Consider the following 20,230-nt stretch of genomic DNA (forward strand, 5'->3'; position numbering starts at 1 on the left):
CACGGCATGATAAACTACGGCATCATCGGCGCCGGAATGATGGGGCAGGAGCATATCCGCAATATCCAGCTTCTGGGCGGGGCGCGCGTCGATGCGATCCTCGAACCCGATGCGGAGATGCGCGGACGTGCCGGGGCGCTCGCCCCCGACGCGGTGCAGGTGGACAGCATTCCCGAGATGCTGAAGCGCAATACGCTCGATTGTCTGCTGATCGCCTCGCCGAACTACCACCATGTCCGACAGATGGAAGAGGTGGCCGCGATCCGGCCCTTGCCCATGATCGTCGAAAAGCCGCTTTTCACGACGAGCGGAGAGGCGGAGCGCGTCGCGAAGCTTGCCCGCGAGTATCCCGCCCCGATCTGGGTCGCGATGGAATATCGCTACATGCCGCCCATCGCGATGATGCTGGAGCGTGCCGAGGCGGAGACGGGGGGCATCCGGATGCTGACGATCCGTGAACATCGCTTCCCCTTCCTCGACAAGGTCGGTTCCTGGAACCGGTTCAACGCCACCTCCGGCGGCACGCTCGTCGAGAAATGCTGCCATTTCTTCGACCTGATGCGCCTTGCCACCGGAGCCGAGCCGGTGCGGATCATGGCTTCGGGCGGGCAGGCGGTGAATCATCTGAACGAACGCTATGACGACAAGGCCCCAGACATCTGGGACAATGCCTACACGATCGTCGATTTCGACAACGGCGCGCGGGCGATGCTGGAACTGTGCATGTTCGCCGAGGGATCGAAGTACCAGGAGCACCTGAGCGCCGTCGGTCCGCGCGGCAAGATCGAGGCGCTGGTGCCCGGCCCGACGCGCTTCTGGCCCGAGCGCCTCGGCCCCGCGCCCGTGCCGAAAGTGGTGCTGAGCCCGCGAGATCCTTCGGGCGAAGAGGTGCTGGACGTGCCGGTTGACCCCGCCCTTCTCGATGCGGGGGATCACAACGGATCGACCTTCTACCAGCACCGCCGGTTTCTCGACGTGGTGCAATCGGGCGGACGGGTCGAGGTCACGCTCGAGGACGGTGCGCGCGCCGTCGCGATGGGCCTTGCCGCGCAGCGCTCGGCCGAGACCGGCGAGGCGGTGCGGCTGTGAGACGAGTTTTCGCCTAGCACCTTGGAGGCATGGTCAAATCCCGAACACGCGCTAGTGTAGCGGTTACGAGAATCGGAGGAGGGACGATCCGATCGTACGAGGCTCACACGTCGGGGCCGAGAAAGACGTGCGATCGGACTCCCGTCGAATGAACGAGGAATAAAGATCCATGCTGAACAAACTTCTTGCCGCAAGTGCTCTTGTCATCCTGCCCGCGGGTTTTGCGCTCGCTCAGGATGATGCAGCGGGCGGAGATCAGGAATACGAGATCACCGGCGATGCCGAAGCGGGCGAGCGCGTCTACCGCAAGTGCCAAGCCTGCCACATGGTCGGCGAGGACGCACAGAACCGTGTCGGCCCGCAGCAAAACGGCGTCATCGGCCGTGAGATCGCCGCGCTCGAGGACTTCAACTACTCAGATGCACTGGTGGAGAAGGGCGAAGCTGGCGAAGTCTGGACGCCCGAGAACCTCGACGCGTTCCTCGAGAACCCGCGCGAATGGGCTCCGGGCACCAAGATGTCCTTTGCCGGTCTTCGCAAGGAAGAAGAGCGCGCCGATGTGATCGCCTATCTCGCGCAATACAACGCGGATGGCACGACCTCCGAATAAGCGCCTGATCTGTCAGGTCTTTCGCGCCCGGTTGCCGTTCGGCAGCCGGGCGTTTCCTTTATGGGCGCTCCGACCTCTCACCCGAAAGTAGCGGTTCCACGGCTCCCGCCCTCTGCCACACTGTGACAGAGACCGGCGCCAAGTGTCGGAATGGGAGGAATATCATGATCTATCACGTCACCCGCCTCGCGGCGGCGGTGGCCGTTACCGTTACGGCATCGGCCAGCCTCGCTCAGGATCTGCCCACCGTCCGCGCCGCCGTCCTCGAGATCGGCACGGTCAATTGGGAACTCGCAACGATCGCCGAGAACGGCCTCGACGAGAAGCATGGCTTCGTCCTCGATGTGCAGGGCTATGCCGATAACGGCGCGACCCGCGTCGCGGTGGAAGGCGGCGAGGCAGATATGGCCGTGGCGGACTGGATCTGGGTCGCCCGGCAACGTGCGGCGGGCAAGAATTACGTCGTCGTCCCCTACTCGAAAGCCGTGGGCAGCCTGGTTGTCCCGGAAGGCTCGAACGCCGAGACGCTTCAGGATCTCGTGGGGGGCAGCATCGGAATCGCGGGCGGCCCGCTCGACAAGTCCTGGCTGATCCTGAGGGCCTATGCGTCGCAGGAATACGGCCTCGACCTCGCCGCGGAGACCGAACAGGTCTACGGCGCGCCGCCGCTCATCTTCAAATCCGGGCTCGGCGGCGACTATGCAGGCGCGATCAACTTCTGGCACTTCCTGGCGAAGATGAAGGCCGGAGGTATGCGGGAGCTCATCTCGGTCGAGACCGCCGCGATCGAACTTGGCCTCGACCCCGAAACGCCGCTCCTCGGCTACTACTTCAAGGACGAGTTCCTGAACGAGCATCCCGATCTTGCGCAATCCTTCTATGAGGCCTCTCGCGATGCGAAGGATCTTCTGGCCAGCGATCCCGAGGCCTGGGAGGCGATCCGCCCGATGATGAACGCGTCAACCGACGCGCAATTCGAGCTTTTGAAAGCGGACTGGCTGGCAGGCACGCCTGAGCGTGGACCGGTCGACCCCGAAGGTGCGAGCGCCTTCTTGGCGCTGATGAACGATCTCGGCGGCTCGGAGCTTGTGGGCGAGGCAACGAGCGTGCCGGACGGGCTCTTCGCCGAGGTCGAGTAAGATAGGGGCGGGTCCGATGACCGACAGCCGCGTTGTCACCGGCATATCGCTCGCGGGCCTCATCCTGTTCTGGTGGGCGGCGGCGCTCCTGACCGCCGATCCGACGATCTTGCCGGAGCCGGGCGCATTGATCGCGCCATTCCTGCGGGAACTGGCCTCCGGCGATCTGCTCTACCATCTCGGTCAGACGTTGGTGCGTGTCGCCTGGGCCTTTGTGCTGGCGATGGGCCTGGGGCTGGCGCTCGGTCTCGCGATGGGACGGTCCGAGCGGCTCAACCGCTGGCTTGATCCCTGGCTCGTCGTGTTCCTGAACCTGCCCGCGCTCGTTCTGATCGTGCTGTGCTATCTCTGGATCGGCCTCAACGAGACCGCGGCGATCCTTGCTGTCACGCTCAACAAGGTGCCGAATGTCACCACCGTGCTCCGCGAAGGCGCGCGGGCGGTCTCGCCCGAGCTTGACGCGATGGCGCGGGTCTACCGGATGTCCTGGTGGACGCGGCTCACCCATGTGACCCTGCCCCAGCTTGCGCCCTTTATCGCTGGCGCGGCGCGGTCGGGCGTCGCGGTGATCTGGAAGATTGTCCTCGTGGTGGAGTTCCTGGGCCGCTCGTCGGGCATTGGCTTCAAGATCCACATGTATTTCCAGCTTTTCGACGTGACGATGGTGCTGGTCTACGCGCTTTCGTTCATCGCCATCATGCTGGCCGTGGAATGGGCGATCCTGCAACCCTGGGAACGGCGCGTGCGCCGCTGGCGGACGGCATGATCCGCGTCGAGATCAAAGAGAAGCGCTTCGGCCGCCTGCCGGTTCTCTCGCACGTCGCCTTCGAGGTGGCGCCCGCCGAGACCGTTGCGATCACCGGCCCTTCGGGCATCGGCAAGTCGACGCTCCTGCGGATCGTCGCGGGAATCGACAAGGAATTCGCGGGCCGCGTCGACATTCCCGCCCGCATCGCGATGGTCTTTCAGGAGCCGACCCTTCTGCCGTGGCGCAGCGCGCGTGAGAACCTGACGCTTGTCCATCCGGGTCTTGCACGCGCTGAAGCTGACGCTGCGCTCGCCAGGGTGGGGTTGGCTGAAAAGGCGGGCGACTTTCCGGGCCAACTGTCCCTCGGCCAGCAGCGGCGTCTGGCGCTCGCCCGTGCGTTCGCCGGCCGGCCCGAGCTTCTGATCCTCGACGAGCCGTTCGTCTCTCTCGATCCCGAGACAGCCGAAACGATGGTCGCGCTGACCGAGGCTCTTATCAAGGAGACGCGCCCGGCGACGCTCTTTGTGACCCATTCGGAGATCGAGGCACGGCGCCTTGCGACCCGGATTCTCAGCCTGCGGGGCAGTCCCGCAACCCTCGCGCCGCATGCGGTGCCCATCAAAGGAGTGAACCCTTGAAACACATTCTGACAGCTACGGCCCTGTGCCTTACCGCGAGCGCGGGCTTCGCGCAGAACTATGGTTTTGCCGGTATTCTTTCCAATGACAACAGAGGCGAGATGCCCGAGTTGCAACTCGTTGTTGGCCAGCCCATCGCGGAAGGTCCGATCACGCTGAATTCCGGCATGGTCTACGAGATGGAGATCGAGGCGGATGGCTCTGCCGAGCTGGCGCTGACGGGGGCCGAGTTCTTCCGTGCGGTCTGGGTCAACGAGGTCGTGGTGAACGGGCTTGAGATCCGGCCCTTCGGGATCGAATCCGTCGAGTTCGATGAGGCCGGCACGATGGAAATCGAGTTCGTCGCGATCAAGCCCGGCACCTATGAGCTGAAGATCCCCGGCTCGACAGAAGACAGTCAGCGCGTCCAGATCACGATCCAGTAGACGTCGCTCAAAAGAGCAGGCTCACGACAAGCGGAGCCAGGAGCGCGGTCAGGATCGCGTTGAGGCCCATGCCGATCCCCGAGAACGCCCCTGCGGTGGAGTTCACGCGGAACGCATGGGCCGTCCCGATCCCGTGCGCTGCAAGCCCGACGGCGAAGCCCCGCGCGCGCCAGTCGGTGATCCGAAGCGCGTTCAGCATCGGCGTTGCGACGATGGCCCCGGTGATGCCCGTGAGAATCACCAGGACCGCCGTCAGCGTCGGCTCGCCGCCCACTGCCTCCGACACACCAAGCGCGACGGGCGCGGTCGCCGATTTTGGCGCAAGGGACAGCAGGGTCTCGCCCCTGACCCCCATCGCCCAGGCGATGCCGAGTGCCGACAGGATCGCCGTCAGCGATCCCGCGACAAGCGCCACCATCATTGGCAGAAGCGTGCGCTTCACCCGCCCGAGATTGGCGTGAAGCGGGACCGCAAGCGCAACCGTGGCCGGACCAAGCATGAAATGCACGAACTGCGCGCCTTCGAAATAGGTGGGGTAGGGCGTCCCGCTGAGGCCGAGCACGACCGCGATCAGCACGATGGCGATCAGCACGGGATTGGCGAGCGGGTGGCGATGCGCGGCCTCGGCGATCCGGTCGGCTGCCACGTAAGCGACGAGCGTCACGGTGAGCCACAGAAGGGGCTCTTGCGCGAGATACGACCAGAGCTCGAACGGGTCATTCATCGACATCGCTCCCGGTGAGCCGCGCGGTCAGACGGAAGGCGCCGACGCCCGCGAGGATCGCCAGCACCGTCGAGCCGACAAGCGCCGTGGCAAGCGCGAGCCCGTTCTCGGCGAAGGTCACGAGGTGAGCGGTGACGCCGACGCCGGCGGGCACGAAGAGCAGCGACAGATGCGCCAGCAATCCCTCTGCGGTTGGCCGCATCGCCTCTGCCAGCTTCGGCAGGAACAGGAGCGCGGCGAACAGCCCGCCGAGGCCGATCACCGGGCCCGGCACCGCGAGACCGAAGCCACGGGCGAGCGTTTCGCCGGCCAGTTGAAAGGCGAGCAGGATCGCGATGTTGCGGATCATGGCTTGAGGCTCCGGTCGTGTCGGAAGACGCTACGCGCGGGCTCCGAGCTCGACAACCCGTCCGCGCGCCGCCTCCGCATCGGCGCGATCATGGGTGACCATGAGAACCGGGAGGCGACACCGCTCCGCCCGCTCGAAGACGAGCTTGCGCATCTGGTCGCGACGTTCGGCATCGAGGCCCGAGAACGCCTCGTCGAGCAACAATGCGCGCGGCTCGGCCAGCAGCATCCGCATCAGCGCGACCCGCGCTTTCTGTCCGCCCGAGAGCGTCGCGGGATCGCGGTTGGCGAAACCCTCAAGTCCGATCTCCGCGAGCCCCTCCTCGATCCGTGCGCGACGCTCTGTCCGGCTGCCACCGCGGGAGAGGCCGAAGGCCAGGTTCTCGCCGACCGAAAGGTGTGGGAAGAGCAGGTCGTCCTGGAAAAGAATGCCGATCCGCCGGGCCTCGGGCGCAACGCGCGTGATGTCCTGCCCGTCGAGCTTCACGCGGCCCTTGTGCCGGAACGCGGGCGCGAGCGTACCGGTCACGAGCGACAGCAGCGTCGACTTGCCGATACCAGACGGCCCCATGACGCTCAGCACCTCGCCGGGGCGGATATGCGCGTCGAGCGCGACAAGCGGCGCGTCTCCATGCAGGATCTCGACCTTATCGAGTGTCAGGCCCTCAGCCATGCATCCCCCGCCGATTGCGCCACAAGACGGCAGGTATCAGGAGAGCGGCCGCAAAGGGAACCATCACCGCCAGCGTTTGCGCCACGCCGAAGACGCCGATGGCCCGCCGGTCCCCGCCCGAGGCGAGTGCGACGGCTTCGGTGGTCAGCGTCGAAACGCGGCCGCCCCCGATCAGCAGGGTCGGCAGATATTGCCCGACGCTGACCGCGATGCCGACAGCGGCGGCCGTCAGCAGCGGGCGCGTCAGCATCGGCAGGCGGACCCGGACCAGAACGCCAAGCGGGCTCGCCCCGAGCGCCCGCGCGACGATCCCCGCCCGCTGATCCCAGGCGCGCCACGTATCGCCGAGCGACAGGAAGACGTATGGCAGGACGAAGACGAGATGCCCGATGATGACGGGACCGGTGCCCGCACCGTAACCGAGGATCAGAAGGAGCGTCTGCAGACCCGGCAGGAACGCGATTTGCGGCACCAGGAGCGGCAGGTATACCAGCCAGAGCCCGGTCGGGCTGATCGCGCGGCCCCTGCGGTATTCGGCCTCGAGGCAGCCCACGGACAGAAGAAGGGCGATCCCGGTCGCGATCAGCGCCACGAGCGCGGTGATCCCGGTCGCCTCCCACGCGCTTGGGCCGTGCCGCATCCAGTTCTGCGCGGTAAATCCCTGCGGCAGCGCATCGGGAAAGCCCCAGAAGCCGGCAAAGGACCAGACCGCGAGGCAGGCCAGGCCGCCAAGGATCACGGCCGCCGAAAAGCTGCCCGCGAAGACGCCGAGCGGTCGAAACAGCCGGTCCGCCGCGCGGCCTCTCCCGCCGCGCATGACCCAGCGCCGTCCGAGGACAGCCACCAGCGCCTCGCCTGCGCGCCAGAGCGCCAGCGCCCCGATGACGAGACCCAGCTGCAACAGCGCGCCAGCGGACGCCACGAGCCGCATAGAGAGATCGGGATCGCTCATCCAGCGGACGATCTGAACCGAAAGTGGCGAGGGTGTCGACGGGCCGAGGATCAGCGCGACATCAACGACGCTCATGGAGTAGGCGAGGACGACATAGACCGGCAGCCGGATCTGCGCGTAGATGCTCGGAAAGACGGCCTTCAACCATCCCGTCACCCGTCCGTATCCCGCCGCCTGCACCACGCGCATCCGCCGCGCCGCATCGCTCTGGCCCATCGCGGCAAGACCCATCAGCAGCAGGAACGGCATTTCTTTCGCGACGAGCCCGAGGGTCATCGTGATGCCGAGGGAGTCCTGGACGATCAGGATGTCGGGCGGTCGCTCCCATCCCGTCGCCCAAGGCGAGAGGCCGCGCGCGACCCAGCCTGACGGCGCGATCAGGAACGCGAGACCGAAGGCCATCGCGGCGTGCGGAACGGAGAGAAGGGGCGACAGGAGACGCTCGAGCGCACAGAAGGCGCGCGTGCCCGACCAGCCCGCGAAAAGCAGCGTGACACCCGCCAGCGCAAGCGCGGTCGCGAAAAGCCCGGTCGTGACCGACAGCCGCATCGCCTGACCGAGGCCGGGCCAATCGAAGAGATCCACGAAAGGCGCAAGAGAGAACCCTGAGATCCCCGCCGCCGGCAGGTAGCCGAAGGCGGGAAGAAGCGTGCCTGCGAGCCCCGCCGCGACGGGGCCGAGCATCGCCAGCATGGTGAGCGCGGGCGCGGCGGCGAAAAGACCCGCTTCGGAGGGAGTGCCGCCGCGCACTTTTAGCCTATTGGACGACGCCGTAGCGCTCGATCCATTCCTCGGTGATGCGCGTCATCCAGCTGGGATGCGGCTCGGGCTGAACGGTGCCGAGTTCTTCGGGCGAAAGCGTCGCGATGCCGAGATCGAGCGCGTCGAAGGCGGCGCGCTGCTCCTCGCTCAGCTTGTCCATCGCGAGAACCGTATTGTAGCCCAGAACCTCGGGATCCTGCGCGCGCGCCTGCGCTTCGGGCGACATCAGGTAATTCGCAACGACCATCGCGCCCGCCTTGGAGCCCGAATTATACGGGATCGCCACGAAGGAGGCATTGCCGAGCGTGCCGTCCTCCAGAACGAAGGTGCGGATCGTGTCGGGCAATTGGTTCTGCGCGATGTTGCGCGAGGCCTCGTTGGGGCTGAAGGACACCGCGAGGTCGATCTCGTTGTCGGCCAGAAGCTGGATCTGCGCCGGGCCGGAGGCCGGGTAGGCGCGGCCCTGCCGCCAGAGGTTTGGCGTCAGCTCGTCGAGATAATCCCAAAGCGGCGCGGTGACTTCCTGGAAATCTGCCTCTTCGACCGGCGTGGCCAGCGTGTCGTTGTCATCCGTCAGCTCGATCAGCGTCTGCTTCAGGAAGGTCGAGCCCAGGAAATCGGGCGGCTGGGGATAGGTGAAGCGCCCCGGATTGGCGCTCGCCCATTCGAGGATCGCCTCGGAAGAGGCCAACGGGCCCTCCATGTCGGCGGTGTCGTACATGAAGACGACTTGCGCCATCGCCCAAGGCGCTTCGAGGCCGTCCGTCGGCACGGTGAAGTCGGTCTGAACCGTCTTGCCCTCGACATCGACATATTGCCAGTTCGGAAGCTCCTCCGCGAACGGGCCGAAGAGCAGCTCCGCCTCTTTCATGGAGGCGAAGTTGGGACCGTTGATCCAGATGAGATCGACCGCTCCGTCTTCATCCTGGCCCGCCTGCTTCTCGGACAGGACACGCGTCACCGCGTCGCCGGTATCGGATAGCTTCACATGCTCGAGCGTGACGCCGTACTCGGCGTCAACCTGCTCGCCGACCCAGGCGATGAAGTCATTCGTCGCGGTGTCGCCGCCCCAGGCATGCCAATAGACGGTTTGCCCGTCTGCAGCATCGCTCACGGCATCCCAATCGGCGGGGTCGATCTCCTGCGCGGCGGCGGGCAAGGCCAGCGCCGCCGCGAGGGCGAAGGGCAGGGCGGAGGAAATATGTGTCATTCTGTCTCCCGGTCGTTGGTGAAGATGAATTGCGCCGCCCAAAGCCTGAGCGCGCCCGTGGCAAAGCAGAGCGTCCCGAATATCCACGCAAGCGGGGCGAAAAATGGTTCAAACAGGCAGATCAGCACGAAAAACCCTATGGTTTCAGTGCCTTCCAGGAGCCCGTTCGAGAAGTAAAGCGACTTCGAGCCTTGGGCCGATGTCTCCATGTCACGCTTCTCGGCGAGGATGGCGTAGCCGAGGAAGGATGTGCCGTTGAAATAGAAGGACGTGAGCAGGAAGGCTCCCGCAAGACCGTTCGCCGCCGGGTCGTGGATCACGAAGGCCAAAGGCACCGCGCCATAGAAGAGAAAGTCGCAGACGATATCGAGGTAGCCGCCGTAATTGGTCTTGTGGCTGGCCCGCGCGACCGCTCCGTCGAGACCGTCCGCGAGGCGCGAGACGACCAGGGGAACAAGCGCCCAGAGCGGCGCGCCGAGCGCGATCATCGCCGCGGCGACAAGTCCGATGGCCAGCCCCAGAAGCGTCACCGTATTCGCCCCGATCCCGAGACCGGCAAGCTGCCGGCCCGCCGCGTTGAGCGGCGGATCGATCAGGGGGCGGATATGGGCGTCGAGCATGGGCGGCGCAAAACCTTCAGGTGAGAGGATGCTGCGATGAATGCACCCCGCACCCCTATCCGTCCATCGCGCCTACGCGAACGTGATACGGCGTAACGGGTGCAAGCATTGGCTCAGAGGCCCTCGCGCGCGATTTCCTCCGCAAGCCGCGCCACGGCCCGACCGCGTGCATTGGCGATCGCCGCCGCGCTTTCGCCGCCGATCGGCTCCACGATGGCGAACTGACCCGAGGCCGCGCGGCCGCCCGCCTCGGGCGCGACGAAATACTGCCCGGCAAGGCGGAACGTGCCCTCGGCCGTGGCCAGCATCTCCTCAAGGCGCACATCGACACGCGCGGCGGGGAAGGGGCGGAACGGCCAGGGTTCGGGCGCGACCGTCACGCCGGTAATCGTCGCCAGATCGCGCGAGAGCTGCAGCGTGATCGCCCGCGCCGGAAGATCCGCCCAGAGCGTGCCCGCAGGAGAGATCGCCCCGTCCGCACCGCGCAGGTAGATGTCCTCTGCGGCGGCGTAGGACGGCAGCGTGACCTCGGCTACTTCGAGGCTCGGGAAGCTCGAGGGCACACGCACCTCGGGCGGCGCGATGGGGCTCGCGAAACGGGTCTCCGAGCCGCAGGCGGCCAAGGCCAGTGCAAGCCCGATGGCGGCGAAGCGCCGTGTTGTCGTGATCGTCATGTCTGTCACCGTCCCAGGATAAGCGAATTCGGATTGCGTTCGATGGTGCGCGCCAGCCGTTCAATGGCCTCGGCGGCGGACTCGATCTGCCGGATTGCCCCGCGTGTGTTGCGCGAGAACTCGGAGTCGCGGCCATAATCGCCGAGGGTGGAGCCCGCCTGGTTGGCGACCTGCCGCAGCTGCGTCGCGATGCCGGGCAGAAGCTGCGTCGCCTCCTCGATGGCCGAGGCCGCATCCCGCGCCGAGGCGAGCGTCGCGTTGGTGTTCTCCACGACGCCGCCCGCGCGCAGCTCGGAGAGCGTGAGGCGCAGCTCCTCGAGCGTGCCGTTCAGCTCCTCCGGCAGATCACGCGTCGATTGTTGGTCAAGGATCGCCTCAGCGGAGGCCAGAAGCTCCGACGTGCGGTTCGCCAGCGTCTCGAGCGGCACTTCCCCGGCCTCGTTCAGGATGCTGTCCGCCTGATCGACAAGGGCCGGGAGACCGTCTGCCGCGACGCGCACATCCTCGATCGTCTGGGTGAGCTGCGCGGCGATACCTTCGCGCTCAAGCTCGGCGACGATGTTGTTGAGCGAATTGGAGATCTCGCCAAGGTTGCTTATCACGCCCGAGACCTGATCCGGCAGTCCTTGCGTCGTCTCGTTGCCGGTGAGGCCGCTGACATCGTTCAGGATGGTCTGAACCTCGGTCATCGCGGCGACCAACTCATCCGGGATCGCCTGCGTCGCAGGATCCTCGACATAGGCCCGGATCGAGGCGAGCAGCGCCCGCGCATCGCCCGTCAGTTCGGTCAGCGGCACCTCGTTCGCGCTGGCGACCAGGGTATCGACCTGCTCCACGATGCCGGGCAGGCCATCGGCGGCGGTGCCGACGTCTTCGACCGCGGCGGTGAGCGTCTCCGCGATGCCCTGACGCTCCAGCTCCGCGATGATGTTGTTGAGCGAGTTGGAGATCTCTCCGAGGTTACCGACGACGCCCGACACTTGTCCGGGCAGGCCTTGCACGTCCTCGCTCTCCGCGACGCCGCGCACGGCCTCGAGGATGCCGCGAAGCTCTTCGGGGGCCTCCTGCAGCGCCTGGCTGCCGACCAGCGCCGTGGCGTTGTTGAGGAACCCGATCGCCGATTGCATGACCTCCTCGATGGGAAGATCGCTGACGCGCTGCAAGACGCCCTGCGCCGAGTTGGAGATGTCTGTCACGTCCGCCGGTGCCGTCGGGATTTGCGGATAGGGATCGGCGTCGCGCAGGAGCGTGGCCTCTTCGGCGTCGTCGACTTCGACCAGCACGACCTTCAGCCCGCCCGTCAGGAGCGAGGCGTTGGTCAGCCGCGCGCGCATGCCTTCGGCGATCCGCGTTTCGAGGTAGGTGAAAAGCTCTTCCTCTTCGGCGCCTTCGCCAAGCCCGATCCGTCCCGGATTGATCCGCACGGTGGTCAGAAGGTGCACATCGTTGTCGCCGAACCGCTCGGCATCGACGAGGCCGGTGATCGTGGAGACTTCGCCCACGCGCAAGCCCCCGAGTTCGACCGGCGCGCCCGTCGAGAGCCCCGAGAGGTTCTGATCGAAGACCATGCTCATCGTCACGCTCTGCCCGTCGCCTTCAACGAGGAAGTCGTCTCGCGCGGCGTCTTCGTCGCCAAATAGCTGGAACTCCGTGCCGTCTTCCAGCGGCATGCCGCCAGAGCCCATCGTCTCGAAGGTGACGCCGCCGGAAATGAGCGAGGCGAAGCTGTCGAAATTGAGCCGTGCGCCCGAGGTGCCGAGCGAGAAGGAGAACCCCGAGACGTCCCAGAACCGCGTTGCGGTGGTGACGAGCTCCGTGTGCGGCTCGAAGATCACCGCCTGCGAGACGACGCCCGTGCCGTCGGCGTTGATCTCGGCAGCGGCAACCTGGCCGACCTGAACGCCCTTGTAATAGATCGGCGTGTTCGCCGCGGGCAGCCCGTCGGTGGAGCGCAGCGTGAACTGCACCCCTTGCTGGTCCGCGCCCAGAAGCGGCGCGCTGGTGAGGCCCTCGAACCGGCTCGTGAAGCCGCTCGGCTCGCTGTCCCATGCGCCCTGGATGTAGACACCCGACAGCACCGTATCGAGGCCTGTCACACCGCGCGCGGAGACTTCGGGGCGAACGACCCAGAACCGGCTTTCCGCGTCGATGTAATCGGCAACTTCGTTGTCGACGCGGATCTCGGCGATGACCTTTTCAAGATCGGGGCTGAAGCGCACGTCCTCGACGAGACCGACCTCGATGTCGCGATACCGCAGCAGCGTCTCGCCTGATTTCACGCCGGCCGCGTTGTCGAAGGTGATCTCGATCAGCGGGCCTTGTTCGGCGTAATTGCGATAGGCCGCACCAAGGGCCACGGCGAGCGCGATCACCGGGATCAGCCAGATAAAGGAGATCCGGCTCCAGACGGATTTCTTTCCCTCCTCGACGGGGACGGGATCGGGCGAGACGGTGTTATCGTTATCAGACATGGATCAGCGACGGGTCCTCTTGGTTCCGCGGAAACGCGCGTCCCAGATGAGACGCGGATCGAAGGATTGCGCGGAGAGCATGGTGAATATGACGGAAAGCGCGAAAGTGAAAGCCGCGGGGCCCGGCCGGATCGAGGCCACGACCGAAAGCTGCACGAGCGATGAGAGTATCGCGACGACGAAGACGTCGATCATCGACCAACGGCCGATGAACTCCACGATCTCGTAGAGATGGGTGCGTTTGCGCGCGGGCACCGACGAGCCGCGCCGCGCCGAGATGGCAAGAAAGGCGATCGCCAGGAACTTGCCCACCGGGATGAGCACGCTCGCGATCAGGATGATTGCCGCGACCCCGTAAGAGCCGTATTTCGCGATTTCGACCGCGCCGCCCACGATGGTGTTCTCGGTCGAGGAGACCAGCGTATTCGTCGACAGCATCGGATAGATGTTGGCGGGGATATAGGCGATCACGCCCGCGACCCACCACGCCCAGACCTTTTGCAGGCTGGCGGAGTCGCGCGACTCAAGACGGCTGCCGCAACGCGAACAGCGCTCCTGGTCCATCGGCCAGACGCGGGCGCAGCGACGGCAAGCCACAAGGCCCGCCTCGCGCGCCGTTACTCTTCTTCCAGTTCCAGGGATTTCCATACAGACCAGGTACACAAATAATTATCATTCACCAGAACTAGGATCACCAGGACGGCAAACATCCAGAAAGCGGGGCCGAAGCCGATATTGGCGAGATCGGCGACCTTGACCAGCGCCACGGCGCACCCGATGGCGAAGATCTCCGCCATCGCCCAGGGCTTGAGCTCCTGGCTGAGACGGAAAGCCCGCCGTGCCTGCGGCCAGGGTTTGAAGTCGAAGACGACGGGCGTGAGGACGTAGACGATCAGCATCGTTCGCACCAGCGGAATGACGATGATCGCGGCGGCGACGACGATCGACAGGAAGGTCATGTAGCCCGAGCGGAAGCTCGACGCGGCATCGAGGATCGAGGTCGAGTTGCCGAAGCCTTGCGCGTTGATGTCGAGAAACGGAAAGAACAGCGCGGAGATCACGAGGATCATCACCGCCAGCGTCATCGCGATGATGCGCGCGCCCGCTTTGCGGCGCGGCGAGATGAGAACGGTGTGACAATCGCGGCAGACCGCGCGGCCGCCCGGCTCGGGCAGGCGCGCGACGTAAAGCGCGTCGCAATGCGGGCAGGCCATCAGATCCTCGATCGGAACGTCCGGGGCCGCTGCGTATTCTGACGCGGTGGCTGTTGTCATGCGCTCCTCTTTCTAGCGCTTTGCGATAGTCGCAACCCGGCGCATCCTATGTGGCCAGGCGGGCGAGCGAAAGGTCAGGGACGGGCCCGCCGCGTGGAGACACGTAGCTTCCGGGCGAAAAAGTCGTCCCTTCGCGTTCAAGACATAGTGAGCAAAGCCGCGCGGACTAGCCTGTCCGTTCCGCGGCGAGGATCTCGTAGGCAAAGCGTTCGGGGTCGAGCTCATCCCGCCGCACGCCGCCGATCTCTGCCTGCGGATACATCAGGAACGGCACCGGCGCGCCGGACGAGCCCGGCAAGGCGACATCGTGGGCGTCGTTGAGCGGAACCCAGTTGCCTTCCGCCGCGCCGAACAGACCTGCGCGCAAGGCACGCACCTCGGGATCGCCAAGCTCGAGATCGCGCGGCGGCTCCTCGAGGATCACCTTGCGCACATCTGCCGGATCGGCTGGCACCCAGCCTGCGCCCTCGATGAAGACGTCGGCGCGGCAATGCTGCGCGCCGGTCACGTTGGACGATCCAGCGCCGAGGCTCTTGTAACCGAAGGCCGAGGGCGCGACCCGCAAGCCGTAAAGATCGCGTGCGGGCAGGCCGGCGGCGCGAGCCAGGCCCACAAACAGCGCATTGAGATCAGCGCATTTCCCGGTGAGGTTGCCCGAATGCAGCATCGAGGCGACATCGCCCAATCCGCAGCCGCGAGTCTCGGGGTTGCGGGTCGTGGTCTCGACGACCCAGTCATAGATCGCGCGCGCTTTCTCCAGATCGCCGGTCTTGCCTGCGGTGATCCCGGCGGCGGTCTCCGCGACGATCCCGTCTGTCGGGATGAGCTCGGTCGGGGCGAGGTGCCGGGCCCACTCCTCCGGCGATAAGGGTTCTGCGCCGGCTCCGGCCGGATCGACGCTCCGATCGCGCGTGGTGACGGATGAAACCACATCGAGCGTCGCGGGCGCCTCGCCTTCGGGCCAGACCGCATGCACGAAAGCCGCGCCGCTCGCGGCGTCCCTCCGCAAGACGACCTCGGAGGCGTTCGTGTCCCATCGTGTCGGGCCGGGGCGCGACCAATCCGGCGCATCGAGAGAGGGCACCGGAATCCAAGCCTGCGCGGTCCGTCCGGCGCGATCGAGGCGCACGCGCGTCGTCAGCTCGAATGTCCGCCATTCTGGCGAGCAGGGTGCGAACCGCGCGGCGCTGAGCGCCGGGGCTGCTTGAACGAAAGCCGTCGCTGCGCCGAGGGCCAGAACATGTCGCCGTGTGATCGTGGTCATCGAGAACTCCGCACTGAGAAACCTTTGGTGGCGGATAGCCAAGCGGCAGACCTTGTGCAACGCGGCGCGTCCGCGCGGGCGGTTTGCCTGCAAATGAGGCACGTCGTGACCCGCGTTCAGCCGCTTATAGCGGGCTTTGGCGCCGATTTGTGCGGGTGGTCGCAATTAGACCCGCCGTAGTCGCCTTGCGGCACGCGGCGAGAGCGCGATTCTCCGATGTGTCGCTGCAAGACCGGAGGGCGCTCGACCCTCACGGCAAGGCCGACAGGACACCCTCATGCGTAACGATCCCCTTTTGCAGCCCTATCAGCTCAAGCACCTGACGCTGAAGAACCGCATCATGACCACCGCGCACGAACCGGCCTATCCCGAGGACGGAATGCCGAAGGCACGCTACCGCGCCTATCACGAGGTGCGCGCGAAAGCGGGCGTCGCGCTTGCCATGACCGCGGGCTCCGCGGCGGTGTCGCGCAACTCCCCGCCTGTCTTCAACAATATCCTCGCCTACAAGGACGAGGTGGTGCCGTGGATCCGGGAACTCACCGATGCCTGCCACGAGCATGGCTGCGCGGTGATGATCCAGCTCACCCATCTCGGTCGCCGCACGCATTGGAACAAGGGCGACTGGCTGCCGGCGGTCTCTCCTGGCCACGAGCGGGAGCCGGCGCATCGCGCCTTCCCGAAGATGGTCGAGGATTGGGAGATCGAGGGCATCATCGAGGACTATGCCGACGCGGCGGAGCGCATGAAGGCCGGCGGCATGGACGGGATCGAGCTTCAGGCCTACGGGCACCTGATGGACCAGTTCTGGTCGCCGCTCACCAACGCGCTCGACGGTCCCTATGGCGGCTCGCTCGACAACCGCCTGCGCTTTACCTGGGATGTTCTCGACGCGATCCGCGCCCGTGTCGGCGAGGGTTTCATCGTGGGCATCCGCTATACCGCCGATGAGCGGCTCGAGGGCGGGATCTCGGTCGAGGAAGGTCTCGAGATATCTCGCCGACTTGCCGACAGCGGCAAGGTCGACTTTCTGAACGTCATCAAGGGTCATATCGACACCGATCCGGGCCTGACCGACGTGATCCCGGTTCAGGGCATGAAGAACGCGCCCTTCATCGACTTCGCGGGCACGATCCGGAAGGAAACCGGAATGCCCACGTTCCACGCCGCCAAGATCCCGGACGTTGCGACCGCGCGGCATGCGGTCTCCTCGGGGCTTCTCGACATGGTGGGGATGACGCGGGCGCACATGGCGGACCCGTTCATCGTCCGCAAGATCATGGAGAACCGCGAGGACGACATCCGCCCCTGTGTCGGCGCGACCTACTGCCTCGACCGGATCTATGCCGCCGGAGAGGCGCTCTGCATTCATAACGCCGCCACGGGCCGCGAGCTGTCGATGCCGCACATAATCGCGCCCGCGGACGTGAAGAAGAAGGTCGCCGTCGTCGGGGCGGGGCCCGCCGGGCTCGAAGCGGCGCGCGTCGCCGCCGAGCGCGGCCATGCCGTGACCGTCTTCGAGGTCCAGCCCGATCCGGGCGGGCAGGTGCGGCTGACCGCGCAATCCGAGCGGCGCCGCGAAATGATCTCAATCATCGACTGGCGCATGGCGCAATGCGCCGCGCGCGACGTGGACTTCCGTTTTAACACCTATGCCGAGGCCGAGGATGTCGCGGAGCTCTCGCCCGACGTGGTGATCGTCGCCACGGGCGGCCTGCCGCATACAGAGGTCTGCGAGACCGGCAACGATCTCGTCGTCTCCGCCTGGGACATCATTGCGGGCGATGTGAAGCCCGGCTCCCGCGTTCTCGTCTACGATGACGCGGGCGATCACACCGGCCTTCAGGCTGCGGAAGTCATCGCCAAGACTGGCGCGCATGTGGAGATCATGACGCCCGACCGCAGCTTCGCGCCCGACGTGATGGCGATGAACCTTGTGCCATACATGCGCGCGCTCCAGGACAAGGACGTGCGGTTCACCGTCACCTACCGGCTGAAGGACGTGACCCGGACCGGCAACATGCTCACCGCACATATCGGCACGGATTATTCGGCCCACCGCGAGACGCGGGACTTCGATCAGGTCGTGGTCAATCACGGAACGCTGCCGATGGACGAGCTGTATTTCGACCTCAAACCGCGCTCGCGCAATCTCGGCGCGGTGGACCAGGACGCGCTGATCGAGGGCCGCCCCCAGCCCGAGGGCCGCAACCCCGACGGCGCATTCACGCTCTACCGGATCGGCGATGCCGTCTCGGCCCGTAATACCCATGCTGCAATCTATGACGCGCTGCGTCTTGTGAAGGACATCTGACATGAGTGCACAATCGGATATGCTCTCCCACCTGATGAGCCGCCGGCCGGGCTACACGTTGCCGCGCGCGCTTTATACCGATCCCGAGATGTTCGAAGTCGACATGGAGCGGATCTGGTACCGCGACTGGCTGCTCGTCGGCGCGGGCTCCGAGATCCCCAAGACCGGCAACCACATGACGGTCGAGATCGGCGCCTACTCGGTCATCGTCGTGCGTGGCGCGGACGGCGTGGCGCGCGCCTTCCACAATTCCTGCCGCCATCGTGGCTCCCGGATCTGCAAGACACACAAGGGCTCCGCGCCGAAACTCGTCTGTCCCTATCACCAGTGGACCTACGATCTCGACGGCAAGCTGCTCTGGGCGCGCGACATGGGGCCGGAATTCGACCCGTCGCAGCACGGGCTAAAGACCGTGCATTGCCGTGAGGCCGCCGGCATCCTCTTCATCTGCCTCGGCGCGGAGGCTCCGGCATTCGACGCGATGGCTGAGATGGCGCAAAAATATGCCGGGCCGCACAAGCTCTCCGAGTGCAAGCTCGCCCACGAGACCACCATCGTCGAGAAGGCGAACTGGAAGCTCGTGATCGAGAACAACCGCGAATGCTACCATTGTTCTGGCAGCCATCCCTCGCTGTGCGTGACCTTCGATGACAACCCCAACATCGCGGGCGACGGGTCGGGCAAGGACGATCCGGTGATCGCGGCGCATCTGCAGAAATGCGAAAAGGCGGGCCTTCCCTCCGAATTCACGATCGCGCCCAACGAGCAGTGGCGCTTTGTCCGTGTGCCGCTCGTGGGATCGTCGGTCAGCTACACGCTCGACGGCAAGCAGGCCTGCGAGAAGCTGGTGGGCGATGTGACGATCCGCGATGCGGGCACGCTGCTCTTCTTCCACTATCCCAACACCTGGAACCACTTTCTGTCGGACATGGTGATCCTGTTCTCCGTGAAGCCCGTCGGCCCGCAGGAGACCCAGGTCACGACCAAGTGGTTCGTCCACAAGGACGCCGTCGAGGGGCAAGACTATGACCTCGAGCGCCTGACGACCGTCTGGATTCACACCAACGACGAGGATCGCGAGATCATCGAGGAGAACCAGCGCGGCATCAACTCGCCGGCCTACGAGCCCGGCCCCTACAGCGCAGCGCAGGAATCCGGCGTCGCGCAATTCGTCGACTGGTATTGCGAAACGATGACGTCGCGGCTCACGGGCCGCGCCCTCTACGCGGCCGAGTGAGGCAGGGCATGTCCGAATACTGGACCGACACCGAAGAGCTTATCTGCACGATGGTCGTGCCCGAGGCGCCGAACGTGAAGACATTCGCGTTCCGCGCCGCCTCGGGCAAACCGTTCCGCTACAAGCCGGGGCAGTTCATCACGCTCGAAGTGCCGGTGAAGGGCGGGCCGATCCACCGCACCTACACGCTGTCTTCGACGCCGTCGCGGCCGCTGACGATCTCGGTCACGATCAAGTGCCAGCCGGACAGCATCGGCACGCGCTGGATGTTCGACAACCTGGGGCCGGGCATGAAGATGCGCGCCTTTGGACCGGCAGGGCATTTCACCCTCGACGATCCCGAGAAAAAGTTTCTCTTCATCGCGGCGGGCTCCGGCATCACGCCGATGATGTCGATGGCCTCCTACCTCTACGACAAGGGCGACATGCCCGATGCGCGGCTCGTGGCCTGCGCGCGGCGGCCCTCCGAGCTGATTTTCCGGCAGCGGCTCATTCATATGGCAAGCCGCGTGCCCGGCCTGCATCTCAGCTTCGCCGTCACCGAGGAGGAGCCTTACGAGGTCTGGACCGGGTATCTCGGCCGCTTCAACCAGCTGATGCTGGGCTTGATGGCGCCTGATTACCTCGAACGCGAGGTCTATTGCTGCGGGCCCGAGGACTTCATGACGATGGTGCGCGAGGGCCTTGCGGGGCTCGGCTTCGACATGGATCATTACCACCAAGAGAGCTTCGAGGCACCGGTGGCAAAGGCCGAGGACGTGCCCGAGTTCGACGACACCGTGCCTCAGGACGCCACCGAGGCCGAGGTGGTCTTCTCGAAGAGCGGGCTGCACGTTTCTTGCCACGAGACCGATACCGTCCTGTCGCTCTCGAGGGCGAACGGTCTGCGAATCCCCTCGGGCTGCACCTTCGGGATCTGCGGCACGTGCAAGATCAGGAAGACCGCGGGCGAGGTCCACATGGTCCATAACGGCGGGATCTCGGAGGAGGATATCGAAGAGGGATATATCCTCGCCTGTTGCTCGCACCCGATTGGCAAGGTCGAAGTCGACGCCTGA

The 20,230-nt window shown here is 65.7% G+C and carries 20 protein-coding genes; 9 read left to right on the forward strand and 11 right to left on the reverse strand.

Features of this window, described 5'->3' with window-relative positions:
* Positions 1–6 precede the first annotated feature (6 nt).
* From FIU91_RS04120 to FIU91_RS04145, 6 genes are all read left to right on the forward strand, one after another.
* The gene (locus FIU91_RS04120) at positions 7–1,089 is read left to right on the forward strand and encodes a Gfo/Idh/MocA family protein (protein ID WP_152461555.1); all 1,083 of its coding nucleotides are present in this window, start codon (positions 7–9) and stop codon (positions 1,087–1,089) included.
* Positions 1,090–1,258: 169 nt separating this feature from the next.
* Positions 1,259–1,699, forward strand: coding sequence for a cytochrome c family protein (locus FIU91_RS04125; RefSeq protein ID WP_152461556.1), 441 nt, complete (start codon positions 1,259–1,261; stop codon positions 1,697–1,699).
* 164 nt (positions 1,700–1,863) lie between these two features.
* Entirely contained in the window at positions 1,864–2,838 is a 975-nt protein-coding gene (locus FIU91_RS04130; protein ID WP_152461557.1) for an ABC transporter substrate-binding protein, read from the forward strand.
* Between the two features lie 16 nt (positions 2,839–2,854).
* A complete protein-coding gene (locus FIU91_RS04135; RefSeq protein WP_152461558.1) occupies positions 2,855–3,604 on the forward strand; it encodes an ABC transporter permease in 750 nt (249 codons plus the stop codon).
* A complete protein-coding gene (locus FIU91_RS04140) occupies positions 3,550–4,224 on the forward strand; it encodes an ABC transporter ATP-binding protein (RefSeq protein WP_254702043.1) in 675 nt (224 codons plus the stop codon). Before FIU91_RS04135 ends, FIU91_RS04140 begins: the two co-directional genes overlap by 55 nt.
* The gene (locus tag FIU91_RS04145) at positions 4,221–4,649 is read left to right on the forward strand and encodes a hypothetical protein (protein ID WP_152461560.1); all 429 of its coding nucleotides are present in this window, start codon (positions 4,221–4,223) and stop codon (positions 4,647–4,649) included. The genes FIU91_RS04140 and FIU91_RS04145 overlap by 4 nt, the downstream gene beginning before the upstream one ends.
* A gap of 7 nt (positions 4,650–4,656) precedes the next feature.
* Here FIU91_RS04145 and FIU91_RS04150 read toward each other — a convergent pair whose 3' ends face one another.
* From FIU91_RS04150 to FIU91_RS04200, 11 genes are all read right to left on the reverse strand, one after another.
* Positions 4,657–5,373 carry an LrgB family protein gene (locus FIU91_RS04150; protein WP_152461561.1) on the reverse strand — a complete coding sequence of 239 codons (717 nt, stop codon included), beginning with the start codon at positions 5,371–5,373 and terminating at the stop codon, positions 4,657–4,659.
* Positions 5,366–5,722, reverse strand: a complete 357-nt coding sequence (locus tag FIU91_RS04155; RefSeq protein WP_152461562.1) for a CidA/LrgA family protein — start codon at positions 5,720–5,722, stop codon at positions 5,366–5,368. Before FIU91_RS04155 ends, FIU91_RS04150 begins: the two co-directional genes overlap by 8 nt.
* Positions 5,723–5,752: 30 nt before the next feature.
* Positions 5,753–6,394 carry an ATP-binding cassette domain-containing protein gene (locus FIU91_RS04160; protein WP_152461563.1) on the reverse strand — a complete coding sequence of 214 codons (642 nt, stop codon included), beginning with the start codon at positions 6,392–6,394 and terminating at the stop codon, positions 5,753–5,755.
* Complete coding sequence (locus tag FIU91_RS04165) at positions 6,387–8,039, reverse strand: ABC transporter permease (protein ID WP_152463642.1); 1,653 nt, start codon at positions 8,037–8,039, stop codon at positions 6,387–6,389. Before FIU91_RS04165 ends, FIU91_RS04160 begins: the two co-directional genes overlap by 8 nt.
* Before the next feature lie 64 nt (positions 8,040–8,103).
* Positions 8,104–9,318, reverse strand: a complete 1,215-nt coding sequence (locus tag FIU91_RS04170; protein WP_152461564.1) for an ABC transporter substrate-binding protein — start codon at positions 9,316–9,318, stop codon at positions 8,104–8,106.
* A complete protein-coding gene (locus FIU91_RS04175) occupies positions 9,315–9,938 on the reverse strand; it encodes a CDP-alcohol phosphatidyltransferase family protein (RefSeq protein WP_152461565.1) in 624 nt (207 codons plus the stop codon). Before FIU91_RS04175 ends, FIU91_RS04170 begins: the two co-directional genes overlap by 4 nt.
* Before the next feature lie 113 nt (positions 9,939–10,051).
* Positions 10,052–10,612, reverse strand: coding sequence for a membrane integrity-associated transporter subunit PqiC (locus FIU91_RS04180; protein ID WP_093014170.1), 561 nt, complete (start codon positions 10,610–10,612; stop codon positions 10,052–10,054).
* Positions 10,613–10,617: 5 nt separating this feature from the next.
* Positions 10,618–13,083: an MlaD family protein gene (locus FIU91_RS04185; protein WP_152461566.1), complete on the reverse strand. Its 2,466-nt coding sequence runs from the start codon at positions 13,081–13,083 to the stop codon at positions 10,618–10,620.
* Positions 13,084–13,086: 3 nt separating this feature from the next.
* A complete protein-coding gene (locus tag FIU91_RS04190; protein WP_152461567.1) occupies positions 13,087–13,731 on the reverse strand; it encodes a paraquat-inducible protein A in 645 nt (214 codons plus the stop codon).
* Complete coding sequence (locus FIU91_RS04195; protein WP_093014161.1) at positions 13,701–14,357, reverse strand: paraquat-inducible protein A; 657 nt, start codon at positions 14,355–14,357, stop codon at positions 13,701–13,703. Before FIU91_RS04195 ends, FIU91_RS04190 begins: the two co-directional genes overlap by 31 nt.
* A 166-nt stretch (positions 14,358–14,523) precedes the next feature.
* A complete protein-coding gene (locus FIU91_RS04200; RefSeq protein ID WP_152461568.1) occupies positions 14,524–15,621 on the reverse strand; it encodes a transglutaminase-like domain-containing protein in 1,098 nt (365 codons plus the stop codon).
* A 277-nt stretch (positions 15,622–15,898) separates the two neighbouring features.
* Here FIU91_RS04200 and FIU91_RS04205 point away from each other — a divergent pair, with 277 nt between their 5' ends.
* The 3 genes from FIU91_RS04205 to FIU91_RS04215 are packed head-to-tail and all read left to right on the forward strand — an operon-like array spanning position 15,899 to position 20,230.
* Positions 15,899–17,935 (forward strand): NADH:flavin oxidoreductase, encoded by a 2,037-nt coding sequence (locus tag FIU91_RS04205; protein WP_152461569.1) that lies wholly within the window; start codon positions 15,899–15,901, stop codon positions 17,933–17,935.
* A 1-nt stretch (position 17,936) separates the two neighbouring features.
* Entirely contained in the window at positions 17,937–19,172 is a 1,236-nt protein-coding gene (locus FIU91_RS04210) for an aromatic ring-hydroxylating dioxygenase subunit alpha (RefSeq protein ID WP_152461570.1), read from the forward strand.
* Between the two features lie 8 nt (positions 19,173–19,180).
* Entirely contained in the window at positions 19,181–20,230 is a 1,050-nt protein-coding gene (locus FIU91_RS04215) for a hybrid-cluster NAD(P)-dependent oxidoreductase (RefSeq protein ID WP_093014150.1), read from the forward strand.

The organism is Roseivivax sp. THAF30, assembly GCF_009363575.1.
In the GTDB taxonomy this organism is placed as follows: domain Bacteria; phylum Pseudomonadota; class Alphaproteobacteria; order Rhodobacterales; family Rhodobacteraceae; genus Roseivivax; species Roseivivax halotolerans.